Genomic DNA, 18,444 nt, shown 5'->3' with positions numbered 1-18,444 from the left:
CTGCGCTGCCTGCTAAAAGTATCTTTCTACTGTAAATTTATATATATCATATGGTTTTGAGTATATTCCAGCTTTTAATTTTGCTATTCTTAATTGTTCTTCAACAGTATCAACACCATCTATAGCCGGAAGTAATACTCCTTTCTTCCAACCACTAACAACAATTATTCCGTAAATTTCTGGATCTAATTCATCTATTGATTCTACATATTCTGGCTCACTTAATACATCAACATTTATCATGAGACTATTTAATTCCTCCACTGTTACAGGTGAAAATCTATAATCCCGTGTAGCTGCAGCTATTCCATTTTCTCTTATTTCTATCGCCAGGTTTTCATATACCGGTTCTATTGTTCCTATACAACCACGTAATTCTCCATTTAATTTATGCAATGTAACAAAACACGCAGCTTTTCTTGTAAGCAATTCTTCTGGTAAATCTTCTTTTAATTCTATTTTTTGTCCATGTTTAACAAAATTTTCTATACACTCTATCGCCCATTTCACATAAGGATGATTACCCTCCATCTTATCACCCGCTTTTTAAATTATGATATAATACTTTTTTTATTTTAAATACACGCTCATTTTTGCCATGTTTTTCCAGAGTATTTAAAAATTTTGAATTTCTTTCAGCAATTGCTACTGCTATTAAATTTTTTTCTTTATCTATCAGCGAAATAAATTCTCCTTTTTTAAATTCTTCATATTTTTCAACATGTTCTAAAAATATATGATTACCGTTTAATGCCCTTTGAATTCCCTTTTCATTTAATAGTACAGATGGAAATGAAAGCATTTCAAAAAGAGGATTTATATCTGAAATATCATCAAGTTTTATGCTATCTTCTACTTTGAATTTACCTATTTTTAATCTTCTCAGCTCCATAGTTACAGCGCCTATTCCAGATTTATATCCTATATCCATTATTAATGATCTTATATATGTTCCAGATGATACCTCACATTCAAATTCAAATGTCCCATTTTCAGAAATTTTGATGTTTTCTATACTGTAAATTTCTACTTCTTTTGGCGGCATTTTGATTATTTTCCCTTCACGTGCAAGTTCATATAATTTTTTTCCATTGTATTTCCTTGCTGAATACATAGGTGGAACCTGCATATATTTTCCTTTAAAGGATAATATAATTTCTCTTAATCTTTCTATATGTATTTTCTCAAGATTATATTTTTCTTTTATTTCACCCGTTATATCATATGTATCAGTGATTATTCCTAATTTTGCTTTTACATAATATTTTTTGTTTTGATGCTGAAGGTATTCCAATAATTTTGTTCCTTTATTAATTCCCAAAATCAGCAATCCCGTGGCGAAAGGATCAAGTGTTCCAGAATGTCCTACTTTTTTTGTAAAGAAACGTTTTCTTATTATATCTACAACATCATGCGAGGTAATACCTGCAGGTTTATCTACCAACAAAAAACCATCATTCATTATTTTCACCTTTATCCGTTTTTTTAGATATTTCATTTAAAAGCTTATGTATTTTTATACTTTCCTCCAATCCTTTGTCTTTATGAAATCTTATTTCTGGAACTTTATACATTCTTATATTTTTAGCTATTAGATTTCTGAAAAAACCCTTTGCTTTTGTTAATACATTTATTATTTCATCAATTTCTCCATTTAATACTGAAACATATATGTCTGCAAATGATTTATCACGTGACAATTCTACCCTTGTTATTGATATTATTTTACCCTGTAACTTTGGATCTCTCAAATTATTTATATTCATGTTTATTAATTTTAATATTTCTGATTCAATCATTTCTTTTCTAAATTCTTTAGCCATCTTTCTCCTCCTCCGAATCTTCTTCTGAATCTTCTATAAATGCATCAAGATTTATAAAATCATTTGATTCGCTTAATTTTTTTTCTAAATTATTTAAATAATTCAAAAATTTCTTTGATGTCATATCAAATTTGTTCCATACAACATCTGATGGGACAGGGATATCATAACATCCAGAATATCCATAATATATGGAATTTACAGCCATATTTGCAAGATGTACTATATATACATTCATTGAAAATGTGTCTATCTGGAGTTTTTCAGGTATATCATGAAATTCTGCTGTATATATTACATTTTCAGCCAAATTCCAATTTTCAAATAATATTTTGCCAAGCGTTTGATGTGTCATTACATTTAACATATCTTCTGCTTTTGAAAATGAAACTTTCTTATACTCTGCAACATTTAATATCATCTCCACCGTCTCAGGTGTTATTATGCCCATTACCATTTTACCAAGGTCATGTAACATCCCGCTTAAAAAAATCTCTTCTTTGTCTGGATAATTTATTATCTGTGCAAGTTGTTCAGATGCTATGGCAACAGCTATACTATGTTGCCAGAATTTTTTTGAGTCAAGAAAATCAAACTCTCTTCTGAAAAAAGAATCTGCAACAAATATCCCTAAAGCTAAATTTCTAACTGTTTTAAAACCCAATATATTTATTGCCTGTGATACTTTTGTTATTTTTCTTGGTAATGCATAATATGCTGAATTGCTTAATTTCAATATTTTTGCTACCAATGGTGGCGATTGTAAAACCGCACCCTCAAGTTCTTTGGTATTTGACGAGGGATTTGAAGCTATATCCATTATTCGTTTTAATATAAAATCTGGCGTTGGTAATTCAGAGATTTTTTTTATTACTTCTTTCATTGTTGGTGCCATAATTATCACTATCCTTTTTTAAACTCTATATAAAACCTTGTTCCTTTACCTTCAACACTTTTCAACCATATTTTTCCGCCCTGAATTTCAACTAATTCTTTAACAACAGATAAGCCTATTCCTGTTCCAGAAATTTCATAGGTTAATGATGAATCAACTCTATAGAATTTTTCAAATATTTTATCATGATGCTCTTTAGCTATACCTATACCATTATCTTCTACCAATATCAATACTTTATCTTTTTCATCTTTTACCGTTATTTTTATAAATCTCATATCTTTTCTCTTATCAGAATACTTTATCGCATTATCTATTAAATTAGACAGAATTTGTTTTAATCTTGTTCTATCTAAGTTTACAATTATCTTTTCTTTTGGTAAAACTCTATACATTTTTACTCCATTTATTTCAGCTTTATTTTTATTCGACAAATATATCTCTTCAATTAAATCATTTATGGAAAATTCTTCTTTTTTTATATTTATTGTCTTCATTTCTAACCTTGAAAAATCAAGTATTTCATCAAGTAAATTTTGAAGATGGTCTGCTTCATTTAATATTGTTTCCATAAAATCTTTAAGCGTTTCCATATCAAGTATTTCCAGACTATCAACAATTGATTCAGAATAAGCTTTTATTGCAGCAAGAGGTGTTCTCAATTCATGAGATACAGTTGATAAAAATTCTGTTTTCATCTGATCTAATCTTTTTAATCGTTCTAATTCCTTGGTGCCAGTAATATCAGAAATAATGACCAGATAATTTTCATTATTAGTTTTTAAAAAATCAAGTGATAAAAAATGCTCTTTAAATTCAAATTCTTTTGTAATCTTTTCTCCCGCAATTTCTAAATTTATCAATTCATTTTTTATAAATTTTATTAATTCTTCTCCATATTCTTTTTCAAAATTCTCAAAATTTGAATTGGTAAAAATCTTTTTATATTCGTGATTGAATACTGCCAATCCACTAATCATAGAATTTAAGATTTGATTTAAAAAATCTCTATTCTTTTCCACCTCTTCATTGGTTTTTAGAATTTCTTCATATAATTCAAGATTTTCAATAATTGTCGCTGTTAAAAAACTCATAATATTTAAAAAGAGCATTATTTCATTTGATATTTCCTCAACATCTGTTTTACATATATATAATAACAACAACCTTTGAGATTTTGAAAAAGGTAATATCAATGCATTTTCTCCATTTTCTAATGTGAAAATAGAAATTTTTAAAGATTTAGCTGCCCAAACAGCTAAATCTTTAATTTCATCTGATATTTCTTTTTCATTAATCTCAATATAATCACTCTTATGTGGTTTTAAAAAAAATTCTTCATTTATGGGTACAACTCTATTTACTATAGAATGTATAGATTTTTCAAGCTGAGATAAGTTGTTTAAAGAACTCAATTCCATTACAAGGTCGGAAATTTTGGAATATGTTTCAATCACCATATTTTTTGGGATTATATCTTTTGATGCCATTTTTCACAACCTTTCAACACTTCGGGTAATAATAAGGTTAGCCTTAGTATTTAAAAAATTATTTATTATAATATCGCCTTTTTTAACAGGAGCTTCAACTTCTAATTTTTCTATTATTTTCATAGCTTCATTAAATAATCTCAATGGTATGGCTTCAGATGTTTTTACAGAGGCCAGCAAATATTTCCCATTTTTTACTTTTACACTTGTTACTAAAATTCTATGTGGATCACTTATTTCCTGAATAGCATACTCTCTACCTCGTGGGCATTTATTTCCAGAAACTTCCAATACTTTTAGCTCTTTTGTGTATTCGATTTTAACTTTACAACTTAATGGACATCTTACACATGTAAGTTCTTTAACCAAGTTTTGAGATGAGCTCATCTGCCATCACCTCTATTTCATTTATATTTTCATCAAATGGTTTTATCTTTATTACAACCATTTCGGGAGGTCTTGCTTCATTTTCTATTACTTCTATTCCAAGCGGCTCTACCTTTATACTGGCTCTATCAAAAACCTTTGATACTCTTATATATAAAGTAGATTCCTGGGTTGGATCAATATATAACGGATGAATAATTCCTATATTTTCACCTTTTCTTACTTTAACTTTTTTCCCCTTTTTATATTCTCCCTTTGCATATAATGCTGCATATTTCCCAGCTTTTTCTCCTTCTTTTGCAACATAATCAACCAGGTCAAATATTACAGTACAATTACCAGCTGCAAATATCCATTCTTCACTTGTTTGATTTGTATTTGAAACAAGAAATCCTGGATCAGCTTCAACAAAATCTACAGGTTTTGTTTGCGGAATAAGTCCTACAGATGTTATTAATGTATCAACTTCAAACTCTTTTTCTGTACCTGGTATTGGATCCCATTTATAATCAACTTGTGCAGCTATTACTCTTTCCAGTCTTCTATCTCCTTCAATAGCTGTTACAGTATGAGATAAATATAATGGTATGTTGAAATCAGTCAAACATTGTTGAATATTTCTCTCTAATCCACCTGGATATGGCATAATTTCTAGAACAGCTTCTACTTTTATACCTTCTAAGGTTAATCTTCTTGCCATTATCAATCCAATATCTCCAGAACCCAGAATTACAGCTTTACTACCTGGTTTTAAGTTTTCAAGATTTATAAATCGCTGTGCAAGTCCTGCTGTAAATACACCAGTTATTCTTTTTCCAGGAACAGGTAATGAATTAAAATGTCTTTCTCTTGCTCCAGTTGCCATAACCAAAGCTTTCATTTCAATTTCATGTATTCCCCTTCTATCCACAAAAATTATTTTTTTGTCTTTTTTTACTTCCAATACATAAGTACCATATAATATTTCTATATCTTCAAGCTTTTCTTTTGCAAGTTCTTTGAATTCAGGACCTGTTAAATCACGTTTAAAATATTGAAGACCAAAACCGTTGTGTATACACTGGTTTAAAACACCACCAGTGTCTTCATCTCTTTCCAATAATATAACGTTTACCCCTTCTTTTTTAGCTCTATATGCTGCTGCCATTCCAGCAGCACCACCACCAATTACAACTACATCTGTTTTATATTTCATATTCTCACCTTCGCATTCACAATCCATGTTCCATCTTCATTTTGAGTTATTTCTCTTGGATCCCTGTCAGTATATTCTGCCAGTATCTTTAAAATCTTTGCTGTACAAAAACCTCCTTGACATTCCCCAAATGACGCTCTTGTCATGAATTTTATATCATCCAGTGTCCTTGCGCCCTGATTTATCGCATCTATTATTTCTTTTTTTGTAACCTTATTACAATGACACACCATTTCTCCTGCATCAGGATTTTGTTGTATTATCTCATTCCATTTTTCCCTTTCAATATGAACCAAATGCGGTGTTCTTTCAATTTTTGATATATAATTTTCCCTTTTATACAAATTCAAGCCAATTTTTTCCTGTATTAAATATTCAACTACATATTCAGCTATTGCTGGCGCAGCAGTTAAACCCGGCGATCTTATTCCTGCAACATGTATAGCTCCACTTTTTCCAACATTAATATAAAAATCTTTTTTATCTGTTTCAGGCCTTAATCCTGCAAATGTTTTTACAAGATGTCTCCTAAAATTAAGATTAGGTACTAATTTCATTCCTTTTTCTCTTATTTCATTTAATCCATTTTTCGTTGTAGCGGTATCGTTTTTCGATACTACTCTATTTGCATTAGGACCTATCAGATATCCACCATCAACTGTTGGCAATACAAGACACCCTTTTGAAATTCCAGTTGGGACAGGAAATATTACAGAATTAACATATTGATAGTCTTTTGATAGTAAAAAATATTCACCTTTTACTGGAAATATTTCAGGAACTTCATCACCAAACATTTTAGCTATTTCATCAGCATATAATCCTGCTGCATTTATAACTAAATCTGCAAAATATTCTGATTTATCCTGAAATTTCAATAAAAACTTACCATTTTTCTTTTCAATTTCTACCAATCGCTTTTTTATTAAAGTTCTTCCACCATTAACCCTTACAGATTTAGCTGCTTGTATTGCTACTATCCATGGATCAAAAATACCTGCTATTTCGCAAAACAACGATCTTTTTGCTTTAGGATTTATGTTTTTTTCCATTTCTAGTAATTCCAATTTCTCAATAATTCGAATCTCTTTTACACCATTTTTTTCCGCCTTTTTAAGGAGGCTGTATATATATTTTGTTTCTTCATCTTCAATGGCAACAACATGAGAACCTACTCTTTTCAAATCAAACTTCAAATCTTTCTGTAATTGAGTATATAATTGATTTCCTTTGTAACATAATTGAGCTCTCAAGCTTCCTGGTGGATCATCATATCCCCCATGTAATATTGCAGAATTGGATTTTGTTACACCCATTCCAAAATTCGTTTTTGCCTCGAAAAGCCATACGTCTTCTACATATTTATTCAATTCTCTGGCTATAAGCGTGCCTACAATTCCCCCTCCTATTACAGCAATCAAATTAATCACTCCTTCATATCTATAATTTTTAATTCTTCGGATATTTTATAAATATAATCTACATAAAGTTTTATTTTTTCTATTTTTTCTGTAAAATATCTATAATTAATCAAGTGAAAATCTATATCATATATATATATTTCATTATTTATAGTCAAAAAAGCGATTTTCTTTTCATATACGCTGTAATCAATTACTCCAGAAAAATTCAATTCTCTATCAAAATATAATATATTATTTTTATAATTAAATTTTATTAGTTTATCTGCAGATAAGATAATAAGTGTTTTATTATCATTATATATTATTTTTCGCAATTTTTCTATTTGCTTTTGAAAATATATTTTATAATATTTATTCATTAATAATACCTTTTCCGGGGTTATAAGAACTATTTTTTCTTCGTTTAATGTGATGGATATAAAGTTTCCTTTTATTTTTTTTACCATGAAAGGATAGTATGGATTGGTTATATCATAAACTTTTAAATATTCACCATTTACTATATATAATAATACACTTTTATTTGCTTCTTTTACAAAAAAGTCTTTTATATTTTCTAAAGCTATTTCGGATGTTTTTTTTCCGCTTTTATGTATTATTTCAATGCCTTTTTGTATGCTCGCAATAATAAAGTTTTTAAATTCTTTTATATTTTTTATATTTATATCAGATGCATAAATTCTATTTTTTTCTATATATTCTCCATATATTTTTACATTGAATATTTCATTTTTTATTGTTGTTAGAAATTCTATATATTTTGTAGTGAAGATATATGGCCCAAATATATATTTATTTTTAAATTCATCTTTTAAAATAATATACCATTTATAATTCAGACCTGGTTTTAAAGTTACGGTATAATTGTTATTAAATAGAGTTTTTTCTATAATTTTTGTTTTTCCCTGATATAATATAAAATTCATAGTATAATTAACAGAATAATTTATTTTCCATTTAAAGGTTATACTTTCAAAATTCAGTTTATGATTGAAATTAGGATATACATCATATATTTTAGGTGGCTGTAATTGCAGATAAAACTTATATATATCCGATTCTATAATTCCATCAACAGCATAAGCCTTTATTTTCCAGTAATAATTTTGATTGGGTATTAAATCTTCCAATATATATTTTGTGTTTTCTCCACTGTATATCAAAGTTAAATTTTTGTAGTCTTTTCCAAAATATATTTTATAAAAACTTACTTTTCTGTTTATATTCCAGGATAATGTTATTCTTTTGTTATACTGGATAACTTCAAAATTAGACGGGATTGCTTCCCAGATTGTATTTGAAATTCCATGTATTATTAATATTAAAATTGTAAATACAAATACAATAAGATTTTTTTTCATTTTCCCCTCCGGCATAGTTTTTTTACAGACTACATACTTTTAATATAATTATAACATAAAAATTTATAAATCCAGATAGAGTGTATCAAAATGTTCAAATGAAATGAAAACTCGCATTTTATGATATAATTCTCCTGGAGGTGGAATATGAGAATTTTAGGAATAGATCCTGGATATGGACGGATCGGATTTGGGATTATCGATAAAGATGGAAATAATTTTAAATTAGTTGATTTTGGGGTAATTGAAACAAATAAAAAATCCGATTTAAATTCCAGATTGTTGGAAATATTTGATGGAATAAATGATTTAATATTAAAATACAATCCGGACGAATCAGCTGTTGAAAGTCTGTTTTTTTTCAAAAATGTAAAAACAGCCATTCAGGTCGGGGAGGCTCGTGGAGTTATTTTGCTAACTTTACAAAAAAATAATATACCTATTTTTGAGTATACTCCGTATCAAGTAAAACAAGCTATTACCGGATATGGTCGTGCAGAAAAAGGACAAATTCAAAGAATGTTAAAGGTTGTTTTTAATTTGAAGAAAAATCCCACTCCCGATGATGCAGCCGATGCACTTGCTATTGCTTTTTGCCATGGTAATTATAGAATCATAAAATAATAAAGGTTGTCAAAAAAGCCAAATTCACTCAGGCAGCTTGATTGCTTATCCTTAAAATTATTCATTCTCAGCCGTCGCTCAGATTTTTCATCCATGAAAAAGCTTCACTCAAAAAAACATCCTGTTTTTTTGACGGCTTTCATTTACGCTTAGATTTTTTAGGTATAAAAAATCTAAGGGAAAAGGAGAGCGATAGCTCAAAAGTTTTTTTAATTAAAATCAAAAATATTTAAACCATTACCCGCGGTAGCGTGTAAAGGCAATCTTCGAGCCTTCATTTCATTTGAGACTTTTTAGACATGCTAAATAATACTATGATGACTAAATAATACCTTATATTCTTTGTTTATTAAACATTATGTGATATAATTTTTAAAACAAAATTTTTCAGGAGGATTTAAAGATGAGATCAAATATAGGAATAGATTTAGGAACTGCTAATACTCTGGTATATGTAAAAGGAAAAGGTATTGTTGTTAATGAGCCGTCTGTTATTGCCATTGAAAAAGATACAAAAGAAATTTTAACAGTTGGTAAAGAGGCTAAAAGAATGATAGGAAAAACTCCTGCAAATATTATAGCCGTGAGGCCATTAAAAGATGGTGTTATTGCTGATTATAATACAGCTTTAGCCATGTTGAAATATTTTATAAGTTCTTCTGTTGGCTCTTTTACTTTTCTTAAACCAACTGTTGTTGTAGGCGTCCCAACTGATGCTACAGAAGTGGAAAGAAATGCTTTACATAAAGCTACTTTAGATGCCGGGGCTGGAAAAGCATTTTTAATTGAAGAATCCATGGCAACAGCTATTGGAGTTGGATTGAATGTTGAAGAACCTTCAGGAAGTATGGTTGTGGATATTGGTGGCGGCACAACAGAAATTGCCGTAATTTCGCTAGGGAATATTGTTCTTTCAAAATCAATTAGAATTGCAGGCGATGAACTCGATGAAGCTATAATAAGTTATGTAAAAGATAAAACTGGTCTTTTAATTGGTGAAAGAACAGCTGAAAGAATTAAAAAAAGAATCGGAAATACCTGGCCAAATGAAGAATACGATAATGAAGAAATTGAAATTATAGGTCGGGATATTTTATCAGGTCTTCCAAGAAATATTATATTAAAAGGATATGAAATAAGAGAAGCAATTGATAATCCTGTTTTTAAGATTGTTGAACAGATTAAATTAACAGTTGAAGAAACTCCCCCAGAACTATTAACGGATATTGTAATGAAAGGGATTTATTTGTCCGGTGGAGGTGCTTTATTAAAAGGGTTGAAAGAATTAATTGAATATGAAACAAAAATCAAGGTTATTGTTGCAGAAGACCCTTTAACAGCTGTTGCTAGAGGTGCTGGTATGGTATTAGACAAAGTAAAAATACTGGAAAATTTATCGAAATTACAAAAATAATATGTTTAGAAAATTTATATCTTATACCATTATACTTTTATTCATTTCTATAATTTCTACGCTTTATCCTGATATTAATCACATTATATCCAGAGCAAATCATCCTCTGGATATTGTTTTTTTTGAGATTAGAAATAATTATTTATTATTAACAAAAAATGCAGATTATTTAAAAACTCTGGAAAATGCTATTTCAAAAAACAGTAAATCTATATATATAAAAAATATGGAGTTTGAAGTATCCATTGAATTAATTCCTGGAATTTTCATAAATGAAGATGGAAAATATTATTATATAAAAAGCGATGAAAAAGTTAAAAAGGGCGAGATAGTCTTTACAAAGGATGGTATTCTTCTTGGATTTGTTTATGATACATTTAAAAAAGAGAAAATTATACAAAAATTTGGTTGGGGAAATCATGAAATTTTTGGAGTTTATAAAAATACAGAATTATTAATAAAAGAAAGCGGAAATGGAAATATTATAATTAATATTCCTGAAGGGATGGAATTATTTAAAAATAAAGAGAATGTTTCTATTTTAATTTCCAATTCAAATTGGTTTAATAAAAATTTGATTTTAAAAGGCGTTGTATATAAAAAATCCAACACTATTTACTATTTAAAGCCCGATAAAATTAATTCTATTGTCGTGTTTTTTAGCGAATTTGGGGTGAGATAATGAATTATATTTATATTATCATTATGACTTTAATTGCGTCATCATGGGATAGATGGATGGGGGATATCCTATTTTTTGTTTTTCCTATTGTTTTTCTTGTAGTTCAGTATTTACTTAAAGAAAAAATGTATTTTTTTACTCTGTTATATTCTATTTTATATTTTTCATCGAAATATGATATTGGATTAATGACCATTGTATTTTTTATTCTAACAATTTTTTCTTTTCATATATTTGAGTTTTTAGAAAAGAGCTATCTAAGAAGTCTTTTCAGCACTTTTATTCCACTATTTTTTTTAGTTTTTATCAATAAGAATTATTATGTTTTGTTAATATCATATATTCTTCTTTCTATTACCCATTTTGTCATTGTTGGAAGGGTGGGGAAAAATGAACGAATCACGCTTTAAATTATTTGTTACCATAATATTTTTATCTTTTTTTATTTTGATTTCAAGAGCTATGTATATACAAATTTTTCATAATTCAAAATATAAAAAAGAGGTTGAAGAACTAAGTACAAAAATTATAACTTTAAACCCTATCAGAGGTAATATATACGATAAAAATGGTATTTTATTGGCCTGGAATGAAAAAATATATGTTATTGAAAATTTTAATGAATCTTTTTCTGAAAAAGATATACAATTATTAAAAAATGTTTTTTCAACTATTACAGATTCACCAGAAACATATATTGACAAACTAATATTTCAAAAAAAACTAAATATAAAACTAACTCCAGCTAATATAAAACAAATTTCTAATATTAAAGGAATAAGAGTTTCTGAAAAATATATAAGAAAGTATAAAGATAATACAATATATCCTATAATCGGGTATGTTAATTCTGAAGGTGTTCCTTTATATGGTGTTGAAAAACTTTATAATAATATACTTGAAGGAAAACCTGGATATCAAATTGTAAAAATTACACCTGGAGGAAGAATAGATAAAATTTTAGAAACGGTTGATCCAATAAAAGGAAAGGATTTATATCTTACTATTGATTATAATTTACAAAAATATATATACGATGAAATGGAAAAGTATAAAAAACCTGGAGCCGTAATAATGTCAAATCCCAATGATGGAAGTATTTTAGCTCTTGTTAGTTATCCATCTGTTGAACCAAATTTGTTTTCAAGTGGTTTATCAATTCAGGAGTGGAAAAAGATTATTTATGATACAAAACAGCCATTGATTAATAGAGCTATTTCTTCTGTATATGCGCCTGGATCTGTAATAAAACCGTTTTTTGCTTTAATTGGACTTGAGGAAGGTATTTCTCCGGAGTCAACTATTGTTTGTGATGGTAAATTTGAATTGAAAAATTCTCAGGGTAATGTTATTGCTGAGTATTACGATTGGAATATTTTTGGTCATGGTGTTACTGATCTTGTAAAATCATTAAGAGTTTCGTGTAATTTATATTACTATAACCTTGGACTAAATCTTGGAATAGATACAATGAGTTCTTATGCTAAATTATTTAGATTAAATGATAAAACAGGAATAGATTTAACTGGAGAAATTAATTCTGTTTTTCCAGATAGAGTATGGAAAAAAGAGACATTTGGAAAGAATTGGTTTATAGGTGAGACAATTTTAACTTCAATTGGACAGGGATATATGCAATTCACACCTATTGGAATTTTGCGTTTATACAATATTCTTTCAACTAAAGGAAAATATTATAAATTTCATGTTCTAAATAAATATGTAAAAAACATATATGAAAAACCGGTTGTTTATGAAAAAAAACTAAATTTTACATACAACATTAACCCAGTTTATTATTTTAATATTTTAAAAGGACTTATTGAAGTTACTACATTTCCCGGTAATAGCTCTAATGGTGGAACTGCATACCATGTTTTTAAGGATTTTAACGGTTTGGTGGCAGGAAAAACTGGAACTGCAGAGGTTACTGGTGGAAAATCTCCTCATTCATGGTTTGCAGGATTTATGCCGGCAAATAATCCTGAAGTATCTATTGTTGCTTTTGTTGAAAATGGTGGTTATGGTTCTGAGGTTGCTGCACCAATTGCAAGAAAAGCTCTTGAAAGATATTTGCTTGAAAAAGATTTAGAAGAAAAAAATAAACTTTCAAAGAAATAATATAAAAACTGGAGGGATGGTATGAAAAAAATTTTTATTTTTGCTTTTATGATATTATTTATTATGAGTTTCTCTCAAAATTTCTATATTTTCAGAAATATTGGTATAATGCATCTTGAATATCCATGGACTGATGAATTAACTATACCTTTAGATGATAAAGAAAATGTAATATTTGTTGAAAATGCAGAATTTTATAAAATAGAACCTTTAAATATTGAAAATATTAAATTTAAAATCATAGGAACAAATGAGGATCTAAAAAATTCTATTGGAAGTAGAATTTCCATTCTTAATACCAAACCATTAATTTTAAAAGATGCTTTAAATCCCAATTTTATATATTTTTTCAATGAATATATTAACCTGTGGTGCAAAACGGATAAAGATAATTTGAGCTTATTATTAAATAATAAAGAATTATATGCTAAAAATATTAAAGGTTCCGTTTTAATTTCCAGGCCATTAAGTTGGAATTTATCTTATAGTCTTAAATCCAATGGTGATTTATTTGTTACATATAATATAAATGGATCTTTAAAAACTTTAGAAAATAATTATAATGTTTTTTTAATCGATGATAACTTTAACACCCAGCAACAACAAAATAGAGTGTATAAATCTCTGTCTCTTGAATCCTCAAGTTATATTCCGGAAATAATAAGTGAAAGTGCAATTATTAATCTGGGAAAAATAAATTCTTTTGACGGCGTTTTTTCGAAAGTCAAAAGGTTAGGAACTATAAAAAATTATGAAGATATTAATTACTTAAACCTGAATTTTTATTCTTCTTCTTTTGAATCCAGATACATTGATATCGTCAGAGAATTTAAAAATTCAAAGGAAAATGGCCTAGGTATTCCTTTAATTCAGGGAAATGTTTATTTGTATACAAAAAAAGATAATAATGAATACATATATAAATCTTCAAAATTTCCAAAAACTAAAGAAAATGAATATGTTGATATAAATTTAGGGCAATCATGGAATTCAACTGCTTCTCTTGAAATATTAAATGACATTAGAAACAAAAAATACACTGAAAGAACTTTTAGGATAACTATAAATTCAGATAAAAAAACTAAAATAAATATAACTGGTCAATCTTTAAATATAATTAAAATTTCGGGAAATATAATTAAAAAAACACTAAACTCAGATAGACTTTCAATTTATATTCAGGGAAATCAAATAATTGAAATTACTATCAGAAGCAAAAAATAAGGAGGAGAATATGAATATAGTTTTTGATCTTGATGGAACACTCGTAAAAACTGAAAATATTGCCTTACCTGCCATTAGAAACGTATTAAAAGATTTAGGTTATAACTATAAGATAAATAAAAAAGAAATATTAAAATATATTGGTTATACAATTGATGATATTTTTGAAGGACTTTTAAAAACTAAAGATAAAAATATTATAAATAAAGCTATTAGATTACTCGATTTATATGAAATTGATATAATTAAAAAAGAAAATATAGAAACCATTTTTTTCGATGGTGTTTTCGAGGTTCTGGAAACATTAAAAAAAGATAATCATAAATTATTCATCCTTTCTAATTGTAATATAAAATATATGACAGCCCTACTTGAAAAAGGGTTGAATAAATATATCGATTCTCCTCATTGTGCTGAAATGTATGATTGGGCAGAAAAAGATTATGTTTTGAACTTAATTTCAAATGGTAATAAGAATTTTATAATGGTTGGTGATAGACACAAGGATATTGAAGCAGCAAAAGAGAATGGTTTTATTTCTATAGGATGTGCCTATGGTTTTGGCGATGAAGAAGTTAAAAATGCAGATTATATCGTTCATAATATTAAAGAGATACTTCCAATTATTGATAATCTAAAATAATATACCTAATTCTTTATCAATAAGGTAGTATAATATAAACTATGTAAAATAAAAAAAGTTCCAACTCAGTAACTACATCCGTAACACATTCAAATCTATTGGAATAATTTTAAAAGACGCACCAGAAGGAACTAAATTTACTATTAAATAACTTAGAAAAAATACAAAATTGCTTATATCAAAGTACGAAAAGAGGTGTTTTTTATGTTCACTTCAGTAACAATAAAAAACTTCCGACTTTTTGAACAACTTACTATCAACAATCTAAAAAGACTAAACCTCTTCGTCGGAAAAAATAATGCTGGAAAAACAGCAATATTAGAATCAATTTTCTTACTAACATCACCAAAAAACATACAATTAAATCTTAACATAAATGCTTTTAGGGGGCTCATAGTATCACCTGCCAATATAGAATATATAATCCAATCGCTTTTTAAAAATATGGATACAAAAAAAGAAATAGAACTAACGGCAACACTAAAAAACAAAATAACAAAAACCAGAAAAATAACAATAATTCCATATCAAAATACAAATATTACATATCAAAATCCATCATTGGATACTCCAATCCAAACAATAAAAGGTTTAAAAAGCATATCAAAATATGACCAACAAGAAATAATAACATATCTAATAACCCACGAGAATAATTTTGAAATAAAAACAGAAGGGAACACATTCAACGAAGAATTTCACGGAATATTCTTAAATGCACAAACAAGAAATACTCCTGGATTACCTCAAATGTTCTCGAAAATAATAATAGAAAAAAAGAAAAAAGATATAATAGAAATACTGAAAAAAATAGATCCGTCAATAAAAGACCTTGAAATTGGAGGGGATGGAATAATATACTGCGATACAGGGTTGCCTAAATTATTTCCAATAAACCTGATGGGAGATGGAATAGTAAAGTTGCTATCAATCCTCACTGCCATGTATAATTACAAAAACGGTATAGTAATAATAGATGAAATAGAAAATGGTTTACATTACTCATCCCTAAAGTCATTATGGTCTGGCATAAACGAAGCATCAAAAAAATTCAACGTTCAGGTGTTTGCAACAACCCATTCATGGGAATGCCTGGAAGCATTCTCAAAAACTTTAAAAAACGAAAATGACATAAAATTATACAGAATTGATAAAAACGAAGAAAATTTCAAAATCGTAGAATATGAGAATGATTTGATAAACCTATCACTCCAGAATAATTGGGAGCTGAGATAAGTGAATCAGAAAATAGAATCAGATAAACTATTATTAGTTGAAGGAAAAGATGAAGAAAATTTCTTATTAGCCTTCTTAAAACACTTAAACATATCAAATATTCAAATACTAACAGTTCAAGGAAAAGAAAACTTTAAAAAAGAACTGAAATTAATTACCAAATTTCCAGATTTTGAAAAAATTAAAATCATGGGAATAGTAAAAGATGCAGATAACTCATTTCACAATTCATTAAAAAGTATTGTAACTATATTATCCAATCTTGGATTTCAGGTTAATCAAGATGGTTCATTTTCAAATGGAAAACCAAAAATTGGAATATTCATAATGCCAGATCATAAAAGTCCAGGGATGCTTGAAGATTTATGCTTATCTTCAATCAAAGAGCAAAAAGAAATAAAATGTTTCGAAGAGTTTTTTATATGTTTAAATAACAATGAAATAACGAACTTTAAAAATCTCTCAAAATCTAAAACACTTGCTTATCTGGCTTCGCAAAAAGAACCCGTTAATTCACTTGGTTTAGCAGCTAAAAAAGGATATTGGAATTTTGAAAAAATGGAAAAACTTAAAAATTTCTTATTAAATTTTGTCTGACAATAATTAAAAAATCACCATTGTTTATCCCGTAGGCGTGAATATTTTCTTTGAAAATATTGAAATGTTTTTATTTTAAGATCTTAAATCTTTAACCTATAACCCGCCGTAGGCGAAAATATTTGCTTTGCAAATATTTTAAGAATTTATTTTTTAAAATAAAATGATTTTATCCTAATATTTACCGAAGGAGAGCGACATCTCAAAATTTTTTTTAATTAAAATCCAATTTTTAATCCTATTACCCACCGTAAGTGTGAATATTTTCTTTGAAAATATTGAAAAGTTTTAATTTTAAAATCTTTAATCTTTATCCTATAACCCGCCGTAGGCGTGTAACACCGGAGGTGAATCATGAGAAGATTCTGCACAAGTGGTCCCGTTGATAAAAAGACATGTTATTACATAGAAAGACCAGATATAATGAAAGAAGCGCTTGATCATATAGAAAATTGGAGATACTTTACAGTATCAGCACCAAGACAAAGTGGAAAAACAACACTGCTAAATGATATAGTTGAAAAAATAAAAGATAAATATTTAACAATATTTATTTCATTTGAAAGTTATGGGGATAAAACAAAAACATCATTCTTAAAAACAATTGTAAGAGATTTCAAAATAAAGATAAAATCACTTTATTCTGAAAATATAGAAATCGAAGAGCCGGAAGAAATGGATGATATAAGAAGAATTATGATGAGATTAAATGAAACAACAGGAAAAGAAGTAGTATTAATGATAGACGAATTTGAAAAATTAGATGAAAAAATAATGAATGAATTTTTACATGTAATACGAAGCATATATCATGATAGGGAAATATACAAACTCAGAAGTGTAATATTAATAAGCGTAGGATACTTAAGCGGAATATTAGAAGACAATGCCAGTCCATTCAACATAGCAGAACATTTAGAAGTGCCGTACTTTACAAAAGAACAAGTATATGATTTACTAAATCAACACGAAAAAGAAACAGGACAAATATTCGAAGAAAAAGTAAAAGAATTAATATGGCATAACGCAGCAGGACAACCAGGATTAACCAATGGACTTGCATATGACTTAGTAATGAAAAAAGCAAAAGGAGAAAAAATAATAACAGAAAAACATTTTGAAAAAACATTATATGATTATATGAGAGTATATATAGACAAAAACATATCAAATATAATAAACAAAGCAAAAAAAGAAAAAGAATTAATGATGAAAATATTATTTGAACCAAATAATATAGAATTTAATATATATGATGAAAACATAAAATTCTTATATATAAACGGAGTAATAGACAATTGTGAAGGCATATGCTGTGTAAAAGTGCC

At 27.7% G+C, this 18,444-nt stretch carries 19 protein-coding genes; 10 read left to right on the top strand and 9 right to left on the bottom strand.

Annotated features, from left to right (window positions below; genetic code table 11):
* Positions 1-12: 12 nt before the first annotated feature.
* The 9 genes from amrA to XO12_RS05595 are packed head-to-tail and all read right to left on the bottom strand — an operon-like array spanning position 13 to position 8,575.
* Entirely contained in the window at positions 13-531 is a 519-nt protein-coding gene (gene amrA, locus XO12_RS05635; RefSeq protein ID WP_047266813.1) for an AmmeMemoRadiSam system protein A, read from the bottom strand.
* Between the two features lie 4 nt (positions 532-535).
* Entirely contained in the window at positions 536-1,462 is a 927-nt protein-coding gene (gene truB, locus XO12_RS05630; protein WP_047266835.1) for a tRNA pseudouridine(55) synthase TruB, read from the bottom strand.
* Positions 1,455-1,823: a 30S ribosome-binding factor RbfA gene (gene rbfA / locus XO12_RS05625; RefSeq protein ID WP_047266814.1), complete on the bottom strand. Its 369-nt coding sequence runs from the start codon at positions 1,821-1,823 to the stop codon at positions 1,455-1,457. Before rbfA ends, truB begins: the two co-directional genes overlap by 8 nt.
* The gene (locus XO12_RS05620; RefSeq protein WP_052913306.1) at positions 1,816-2,718 is read right to left on the bottom strand and encodes an HDOD domain-containing protein; all 903 of its coding nucleotides are present in this window, start codon (positions 2,716-2,718) and stop codon (positions 1,816-1,818) included. Before XO12_RS05620 ends, rbfA begins: the two co-directional genes overlap by 8 nt.
* 8 nt (positions 2,719-2,726) lie before the next feature.
* Positions 2,727-4,208, bottom strand: coding sequence for a cell wall metabolism sensor histidine kinase WalK (locus XO12_RS05615; protein WP_052913307.1), 1,482 nt, complete (start codon positions 4,206-4,208; stop codon positions 2,727-2,729).
* 3 nt (positions 4,209-4,211) lie between these two features.
* A complete protein-coding gene (locus XO12_RS05610; protein ID WP_084822736.1) occupies positions 4,212-4,595 on the bottom strand; it encodes a DUF1667 domain-containing protein in 384 nt (127 codons plus the stop codon).
* On the bottom strand, positions 4,570-5,790 hold the full coding sequence (locus tag XO12_RS05605) for an NAD(P)/FAD-dependent oxidoreductase (RefSeq protein ID WP_047266815.1): 1,221 nt from the start codon (positions 5,788-5,790) through the stop codon (positions 4,570-4,572). The genes XO12_RS05610 and XO12_RS05605 overlap by 26 nt, the downstream gene beginning before the upstream one ends.
* Positions 5,787-7,220 (bottom strand): NAD(P)/FAD-dependent oxidoreductase, encoded by a 1,434-nt coding sequence (locus tag XO12_RS05600; RefSeq protein ID WP_368493429.1) that lies wholly within the window; start codon positions 7,218-7,220, stop codon positions 5,787-5,789. Before XO12_RS05600 ends, XO12_RS05605 begins: the two co-directional genes overlap by 4 nt.
* Positions 7,217-8,575, bottom strand: a complete 1,359-nt coding sequence (locus tag XO12_RS05595; protein ID WP_047266817.1) for a fibronectin type III domain-containing protein — start codon at positions 8,573-8,575, stop codon at positions 7,217-7,219. Before XO12_RS05595 ends, XO12_RS05600 begins: the two co-directional genes overlap by 4 nt.
* A gap of 147 nt (positions 8,576-8,722) precedes the next feature.
* Between XO12_RS05595 and ruvC the strand changes: the two genes are divergently transcribed.
* From ruvC to XO12_RS05545, 10 genes are all read left to right on the top strand, one after another.
* Positions 8,723-9,199, top strand: coding sequence for a crossover junction endodeoxyribonuclease RuvC (gene ruvC, locus XO12_RS05590; RefSeq protein WP_047266818.1), 477 nt, complete (start codon positions 8,723-8,725; stop codon positions 9,197-9,199).
* Positions 9,200-9,602: 403 nt separating this feature from the next.
* Entirely contained in the window at positions 9,603-10,613 is a 1,011-nt protein-coding gene (locus XO12_RS05585) for a rod shape-determining protein (RefSeq protein WP_047266819.1), read from the top strand.
* Between the two features lies 1 nt (position 10,614).
* Complete coding sequence (locus tag XO12_RS05580) at positions 10,615-11,295, top strand: hypothetical protein (protein ID WP_047266820.1); 681 nt, start codon at positions 10,615-10,617, stop codon at positions 11,293-11,295.
* Positions 11,295-11,705 (top strand): hypothetical protein, encoded by a 411-nt coding sequence (locus XO12_RS05575; RefSeq protein ID WP_047266821.1) that lies wholly within the window; start codon positions 11,295-11,297, stop codon positions 11,703-11,705. Before XO12_RS05580 ends, XO12_RS05575 begins: the two co-directional genes overlap by 1 nt.
* Positions 11,686-13,416 (top strand): penicillin-binding transpeptidase domain-containing protein, encoded by a 1,731-nt coding sequence (locus XO12_RS05570; RefSeq protein ID WP_047266822.1) that lies wholly within the window; start codon positions 11,686-11,688, stop codon positions 13,414-13,416. The genes XO12_RS05575 and XO12_RS05570 overlap by 20 nt, the downstream gene beginning before the upstream one ends.
* A gap of 21 nt (positions 13,417-13,437) precedes the next feature.
* Positions 13,438-14,640 carry a hypothetical protein gene (locus XO12_RS05565; RefSeq protein WP_047266823.1) on the top strand — a complete coding sequence of 401 codons (1,203 nt, stop codon included), beginning with the start codon at positions 13,438-13,440 and terminating at the stop codon, positions 14,638-14,640.
* A 10-nt stretch (positions 14,641-14,650) separates the two neighbouring features.
* A complete protein-coding gene (locus XO12_RS05560) occupies positions 14,651-15,283 on the top strand; it encodes an HAD family hydrolase (RefSeq protein WP_175419837.1) in 633 nt (210 codons plus the stop codon).
* 204 nt (positions 15,284-15,487) lie between these two features.
* Positions 15,488-16,519 (top strand): ATP/GTP-binding protein, encoded by a 1,032-nt coding sequence (locus XO12_RS05555; protein WP_175419836.1) that lies wholly within the window; start codon positions 15,488-15,490, stop codon positions 16,517-16,519.
* Entirely contained in the window at positions 16,520-17,116 is a 597-nt protein-coding gene (locus XO12_RS05550) for a DUF3226 domain-containing protein (RefSeq protein WP_047266825.1), read from the top strand.
* A 354-nt stretch (positions 17,117-17,470) separates the two neighbouring features.
* Positions 17,471-18,444, top strand: a 974-nt coding sequence (locus XO12_RS05545) for an AAA-like domain-containing protein (protein ID WP_175419835.1), incomplete at its 3' end; no start/stop codon positions are given.

Source organism: Marinitoga sp. 1154 (assembly GCF_013363285.1).
Taxonomy (GTDB): domain Bacteria; phylum Thermotogota; class Thermotogae; order Petrotogales; family Petrotogaceae; genus Marinitoga.
The sequence above is the reverse complement of the archived record's forward strand: the minus strand, read 5'-3'. Positions and strand labels throughout refer to the sequence as shown.

Coding starts and splice junctions, on each gene's coding strand:
- amrA (WP_047266813.1), bottom strand. CDS start 531: ATGGAGGGTAATCATCCTTATGTGAAATGGGCGATAGAGTGTATAGAA.
- truB (WP_047266835.1), bottom strand. CDS start 1,462: ATGAATGATGGTTTTTTGTTGGTAGATAAACCTGCAGGTATTACCTCG.
- rbfA (WP_047266814.1), bottom strand. CDS start 1,823: ATGGCTAAAGAATTTAGAAAAGAAATGATTGAATCAGAAATATTAAAA.
- XO12_RS05620 (WP_052913306.1), bottom strand. CDS start 2,718: ATGGCACCAACAATGAAAGAAGTAATAAAAAAAATCTCTGAATTACCA.
- XO12_RS05615 (WP_052913307.1), bottom strand. CDS start 4,208: ATGGCATCAAAAGATATAATCCCAAAAAATATGGTGATTGAAACATAT.
- XO12_RS05610 (WP_084822736.1), bottom strand. CDS start 4,595: ATGAGCTCATCTCAAAACTTGGTTAAAGAACTTACATGTGTAAGATGT.
- XO12_RS05605 (WP_047266815.1), bottom strand. CDS start 5,790: ATGAAATATAAAACAGATGTAGTTGTAATTGGTGGTGGTGCTGCTGGA.
- XO12_RS05595 (WP_047266817.1), bottom strand. CDS start 8,575: ATGAAAAAAAATCTTATTGTATTTGTATTTACAATTTTAATATTAATA.
- ruvC (WP_047266818.1), top strand. CDS start 8,723: ATGAGAATTTTAGGAATAGATCCTGGATATGGACGGATCGGATTTGGG.
- XO12_RS05585 (WP_047266819.1), top strand. CDS start 9,603: ATGAGATCAAATATAGGAATAGATTTAGGAACTGCTAATACTCTGGTA.
- XO12_RS05580 (WP_047266820.1), top strand. CDS start 10,615: ATGTTTAGAAAATTTATATCTTATACCATTATACTTTTATTCATTTCT.
- XO12_RS05575 (WP_047266821.1), top strand. CDS start 11,295: ATGAATTATATTTATATTATCATTATGACTTTAATTGCGTCATCATGG.
- XO12_RS05570 (WP_047266822.1), top strand. CDS start 11,686: ATGAACGAATCACGCTTTAAATTATTTGTTACCATAATATTTTTATCT.
- XO12_RS05565 (WP_047266823.1), top strand. CDS start 13,438: ATGAAAAAAATTTTTATTTTTGCTTTTATGATATTATTTATTATGAGT.
- XO12_RS05560 (WP_175419837.1), top strand. CDS start 14,651: ATGAATATAGTTTTTGATCTTGATGGAACACTCGTAAAAACTGAAAAT.
- XO12_RS05555 (WP_175419836.1), top strand. CDS start 15,488: ATGTTCACTTCAGTAACAATAAAAAACTTCCGACTTTTTGAACAACTT.